General features: G+C 79.1%; 5 protein-coding genes and 1 pseudogene. 3 read left to right on the top strand and 3 right to left on the bottom strand.

From position 1 onward, the window contains the following. The coding region (locus AC5FZL_RS15405) for a protein kinase domain-containing protein (RefSeq protein WP_493619762.1) at positions 1-556 on the bottom strand (556 nt) is incomplete at its 3' end. A 76-nt stretch (positions 557-632) separates the two neighbouring features. Between AC5FZL_RS15405 and AC5FZL_RS15400 the strand changes: the two genes are divergently transcribed. Together AC5FZL_RS15400 and AC5FZL_RS15395 are read left to right on the top strand one after the other, a co-directional pair. Then, the gene (locus AC5FZL_RS15400) at positions 633-1,928 is read left to right on the top strand and encodes an NAD(P)/FAD-dependent oxidoreductase (protein ID WP_493619761.1); all 1,296 of its coding nucleotides are present in this window, start codon (positions 633-635) and stop codon (positions 1,926-1,928) included. After that, complete coding sequence (locus AC5FZL_RS15395) at positions 1,918-2,655, top strand: Type 1 glutamine amidotransferase-like domain-containing protein (protein ID WP_493619760.1); 738 nt, start codon at positions 1,918-1,920, stop codon at positions 2,653-2,655. Before AC5FZL_RS15400 ends, AC5FZL_RS15395 begins: the two co-directional genes overlap by 11 nt. Positions 2,656-2,662: 7 nt before the next feature. Here the strand turns inward: AC5FZL_RS15395 and AC5FZL_RS15390 are convergent, their stop codons facing one another. Continuing rightward, on the bottom strand, positions 2,663-3,697 hold the full coding sequence (locus tag AC5FZL_RS15390; RefSeq protein WP_493619759.1) for a Gfo/Idh/MocA family protein: 1,035 nt from the start codon (positions 3,695-3,697) through the stop codon (positions 2,663-2,665). A gap of 49 nt (positions 3,698-3,746) precedes the next feature. On the opposite strand from AC5FZL_RS15390, the gene lipB reads away from it, so the two are divergent. Next, complete coding sequence (gene lipB / locus AC5FZL_RS15385) at positions 3,747-4,400, top strand: lipoyl(octanoyl) transferase LipB (protein ID WP_493619758.1); 654 nt, start codon at positions 3,747-3,749, stop codon at positions 4,398-4,400. A 3-nt stretch (positions 4,401-4,403) separates the two neighbouring features. Here lipB and AC5FZL_RS15380 read toward each other — a convergent pair. Then, a pseudogene (locus AC5FZL_RS15380) lies at positions 4,404-5,005 on the bottom strand (hypothetical protein); the annotation flags it as partial.

Raw genomic sequence — 5,005 nt, 5'->3', positions numbered from 1 at the left:
CGAAGCCCGGCGTCCCCGGCACGAGGGCCGGCCGGGCAGCGCGCCGCCCCCGCACCACCGGTGGCCCGCCGAGCTCCCCGGACGCGGGAACGACAGCAGCGGCGCCCAGGCCGACCACCGACGACAGCCCCCAGTCGGCCAGCAGCGGTCGCCCGTCACCGGCGAGCAGGACGTTGGCCGGGGTGACGTCGCCGTGCACCAGCCCCCGGGCGTGCAGCTCGGCCATCGCGCCCGCGAGCGCGCTGAGCACCGTGACCACCTCGCCGGCCTCCAGGCGCCCGCGGGCGGCGACCAGCGCGGCCAGGCCGCCCCCGTGGGCGCGGTCGAGCACCAGAGCGGGGCCCGCCGACGTGGCGACCACCGACCGCAGCCGCACGACGTGCGGGTGCTCCAGGCCCCGCAGCACCCCGACCTCGACCGCCAGGGACGCCGCCGTGGCGCCGGGCACGACCTTGAGGGCGACGTCGCTGCCGTCCGGAGCGGTGGCCGCCCACACCCGGCCGCTGCCACCGGCGCCCAGCAGCCGGTGGACGCGGTAGCCCGGGACCAGCGGCATCGTCACGCCGGCCAGCCTGCCCGCACCCGGCCCCCTCGCGGAGCGGCTGTCCACAGGCGCCGGTAGCGTCGCGGGCGTGGAGCGCGGCGGGGTGGTCGTCATCGGCGCCGGGCTGGCGGGGCTCGCGTGCGCGCTGAGGCTGTCCGCGGCCGGGGTGCCGGCGACCGTCCTGGAGGCCTCGGACGCCGTCGGGGGCCGGGTGCGCACCGACGTCGTCGACGGGTTCCAGGTCGACCGCGGCTTCCAGCTGCTCAACCCCGCCTACCCGGCCCTGGCCGCGGTGGCCGACCTCGACGCCCTGCGCCTGCGGCCCTTCGCCGCCGGCGTCGCCGTGGCGCGCGGCGGGCACCGCTACCGCGTGGCCGACCCCCGCCGCGTCCCGTCCGCGGCGCTGGAGTCGCTGCTGGCCCCGGTCGGGTCGCTGCGCGAGAAGGCGGCCTTCGTGCGCTGGGCGCTGGGCAGCGCCTACGGCGACGTCCGCGGCATCCGGGACGGCGCCGACGAGGCGCTGTCGGCGGCGCTCGACCGGGCCGGCGTCGGCGGCCGGCTGCGCCGCTCGGTCGTGACGCCGTTCCTGGCCGGCGTCCTCGCCGAGGAGGAGGGCTCGACGTCCGCGAGCTTCGCCCGGCTCGTGGTGCGCTCGTTCGTGCGCGGGACGCCGGCCGTGCCGGCCGCCGGGGTCGGCGCGCTGCCGGTGCAGCTGGCCTCGGCGCTGCCGCTCGGCGCGGTGCGCCTCGGGGCCCCGGTGCGCGCGGTGCGCGACGGCGCCGGCCGGGTGCGCCTGGACACCCCCGAGGGCGAGGTGGCCGCCGAGGCCGTCGTGGTCGCCACCGACCCCGCCACCGCCGCCGACCTGCTGCCCGGCCTTCCGGTGCCGCCCCTGCGCGCCCTGACCACCTTCTGGCACGCCGCCGACGCCCCGCCGGCGCCGCGCTCGCGGGCCCGCCTGCTGCACGTGGACGCCGACCGGCGGGGGCCGGTGGTCAACAGCGCCGTGCTCAGCGCCGTCGCCCCGACGTACGCCCCGCCGGGCAGGCACCTCGTGGCCACCACCGTGCTCGGTGACCGGGGCGACGCGGCGACCGAGGCCGAGGTCGTGCGCCAGCTGTGGGACGTCTACGGCACCGAGAGCACCGCCTGGGACCTCGTCGCGGTCCACGCGCTGCCCCAGGCCCTGCCCGCGGTGCCGCCGCCGCTGCGCGCCCGGCGACCGGTGGCCCTGGGCGAGCGGCTCTTCGTCGCGGGCGACCACCGCGACACCGCCAGCCAGCAGGGCGCGCTCGTCTCCGGCCGGCGGGCCGCGGACGCCGTCCTGGCCGCCCTCGGCCACCCCTCCCCCCCGCGGACCGCAGGAGCCGTCGTTGCCCGCTGACCAGCCGACCATCCTCGCGACGTCCGGCGGCCTCCGCCCCGGCACCCGCGCGCGGGTCGAGTTCGCGCCGCTCGTGCACCACGCCGTGGAGCTGTCCGGCACCGCGCGCCGCCCGAAGGTCGTGCACCTGGGCACCGCGTCGGGCGACCAGCGCTCCTGGCACGCCGACCTCGACGAGGCCGCCGTGCTCGCCGGCTTCGACCTGCGCCACCTCAACCTCTTCACCATGCCGTCGGTCGACGACGTCGAGGGGCTGCTCCTGGACGCCGACGTGGTCTGGGTGGGCGGCGGGTCGGTCGCCAACCTGCTCGCGGTCTGGCGGGTGCACGGCCTGGACGAGGTCTTCCCGCGGGTCTGGCGCGCGGGCGTCGTGCTCGGCGGGGTCAGCGCCGGATCGCTGTGCTGGCACGTGGGCGGGACGACGGACTCCTTCGGCCCGCGCCTGCGCCCGGTGACGAACGGGCTGGCGATGCTGCCCTACGGCAACGGCGTGCACTACGACTCCGAGGCCGAGCGGCGCCCGCTGGTGCAGGCCCTCGTCGCCGACGGCACGCTGCCGCGCACGCACTGCACCGACGACGGCGTCGGGCTGGTCTACGGCGGCCCCGACGGCACGCACCTGCTCGAGGCCGTCACCGAGGTGCCCGGCAAGGGCGCGTACGTCGTCGAGCGCGGCGGCGGGGGCGCGGCGGTCGAGGAGCGGCTGGAGCCCCGCCTGCTGCGCTAGGTGCTCCTCAGCCCGGCTCGCCGGCCACCGCGACGCTCGTGCCGCGGGCGGCGCTGGCCCGGCCGGCGTCCAGCACCGCGAGCACGTGGACGGCGTCCTCGGGCTGCACCGGCATCGCGGCCTGACCGCCGCCGCCGGCGAGCGCGGCCGCGACGGCGCGGTAGAGGTCGGCGTGCTCGCCGGGCTCGCGCGCCACGGGCGTGCGCCGCTCGCCCGCGACGACCCACCCGGTGTGCGCGTCGTCGGCGTCGGCGAGGTCGGCGAAGGCGGTCTCCTCCGCCTCGAAGCTCGTCACCACGTACGCCCCGCGGGTGCCCAGCACCCGGGTTCGCGGCCCCGGCGCCCCGGCCAGCGACGTCGCCGACAGGTGGCTGCGCACCCCGCGGGCGTGCGTGCAGGAGAGGAACACGTCGTCCTCGGCCGGGGTGGTGCGCGCCGCGAGCTCGGCGTGCACCGACGTGACCGGCCCGAACAGCTGCACCGCGGAGTCCACGAGGTGGGCGCCGAGGTCGAGCAGCAGCCCGCCGCCCTGCGCGGCGGGGGCGTTCTCGCGCCACCGCTCCTTGGGCACCGGCCGCCAGCGCTCCCAGCGGCGCTCGAACCGGAAGACCTCCCCCAGCGCCTGCTCGCGCAGCAGCCGGGCGAGGGTGAGCTGCTCGGCGTCCCAGCGGCGGTTCTGGAAGACGGTGAGCGGGACGCCGGTCGCGCGAGCGGCGCGCACGACCGCGGCGGCCGAGGCGGCGTCGACCGACAGCGGCTTGTCCACCACCACGGGCACCCCGGCGCGCAGGCAGGCGACGGCCTGCTCGGCGTGGGCGCCGGTCGGCGAGGCCAGGACCACCAGGTCCGGGCCGGTGCCCAGCACGGCCTCGAGGTCGTCGACCACCTGCGCCGACGGCAGGTCCTGGCGGGCCGCCTCGACGCGCCCCGGGTCGCGGGTGGCCACGACGGCCACCTCCAGCCCGGCCTCCGCGAGCAGCGGGGCGTGGATGCCGCGCCCCGCGCTGCCGTACCCGACCAGGCCCACCCGCAGCGCGCTCACCCGCCCCACCCTGCCACCGGGACGGCGCGGGTGCTCCTACGCTGGAGCCGTGGACGTCGAGCACGTGGGGTTCTGCCCGGAGCCGGTCGACTACCGGGAGGCCTGGGAGCTGCAGCGCTCGGTGCACGCCGACGTCGTGGCCGGGCGCCGGCCCGACACCGTCCTGCTGCTCGAGCACCCCCCGACGTACACGGCGGGCAAGCGCACGAGCGCGCACGAGCGCCCGGTCGACGGGACGCCGGTGGTCGACGTCGACCGCGGCGGGAAGATCACCTGGCACGGGCCGGGGCAGCTGGTCGGCTACCCGATCGTGCGCCTGCCCGACCCCGTCGACGTCGTGCGCTACGTCCGCCGGCTCGAGGACGTGCTGCTGGCCGTGTGCGCCGACCTGGGCGTGGACGCCGGCCGGGTGGAGGGCCGCAGCGGCGTCTGGGCGCCCGCAGACCCGCCCGGGCTCGGCGCGCGCCCCGAGCGCAAGGTCGCCGCGATCGGCATCCGGGTCGCGCAGGGCGTGACGATGCACGGCTTCGCCCTCAACTGCGACTGCGACCTGGGCGCCTTCGGCGGCATCGTGCCGTGCGGCATCCCCGACGCCGGGGTGACCTCGCTCAGCGCCGAGCTGGGCCGCGCGGTGACCGTCGCCGAGGCGCTGCCGATCGTCGAGCGCCACCTGGCGCTGCTGGAGGCGACCGCCGCGGCGTGAGCCTCAGGGCCCCGCGGCGGGAGCGCCGCCCAGCGGCAGCCGCAGGGCGGGGTCGGTGGCGATGCTCCGCTGCTGCTCGGCGCTGAGGCCGTCGTCCTCCACGCCCAGGCCGCCGAGGTTGCGGAGCAGGACGACCTCGCCCGCCGGTCCCACCAGCTGGGTCTGGCGCCACCGCGGCTGCGAGCCGGGGCCCTGCGGGTCGGGCGGCTCGGTGGTGGTCGTCAGGCGCGAGCCGTCCGGAAGCGCCTCGGTGGAGCACTCGGCGTAGGCGGCGACCGCTGCCGGGGCGGCGCAGTCGACGAGCTCGGGCTCCACGTGGGCCGGCGCCGGTGCGCCCGGCGCGGCGACGGGCGCGGGCCCGGGCGCCTGGGTGACGAAGACGACGTCGACGACGTGCCCCGCCGGGGTGCGCACGGGCAGCACCGTGCTCCAGGAGTGGTCGTACCGCTCGCTGTCGGCGAAGACGGCGACCGGCGCGTCGGGCAGGGCGCCGGCGGCCTCCAGGGCGCGCTGGAGGCGGGCGCTCAGCTCCTCGCCCTGGGCGACGAGCTCCTCGGGCTCGAGGGCCCGGGCCTCCGGCGCCGGCGCGTCCGACGGCGACGCGG

Source organism: Quadrisphaera sp. DVD1 (assembly GCF_058932755.1).
Note: the sequence above shows the minus strand (reverse complement) of the source record. Positions and strands in the feature narration are given on the sequence as shown.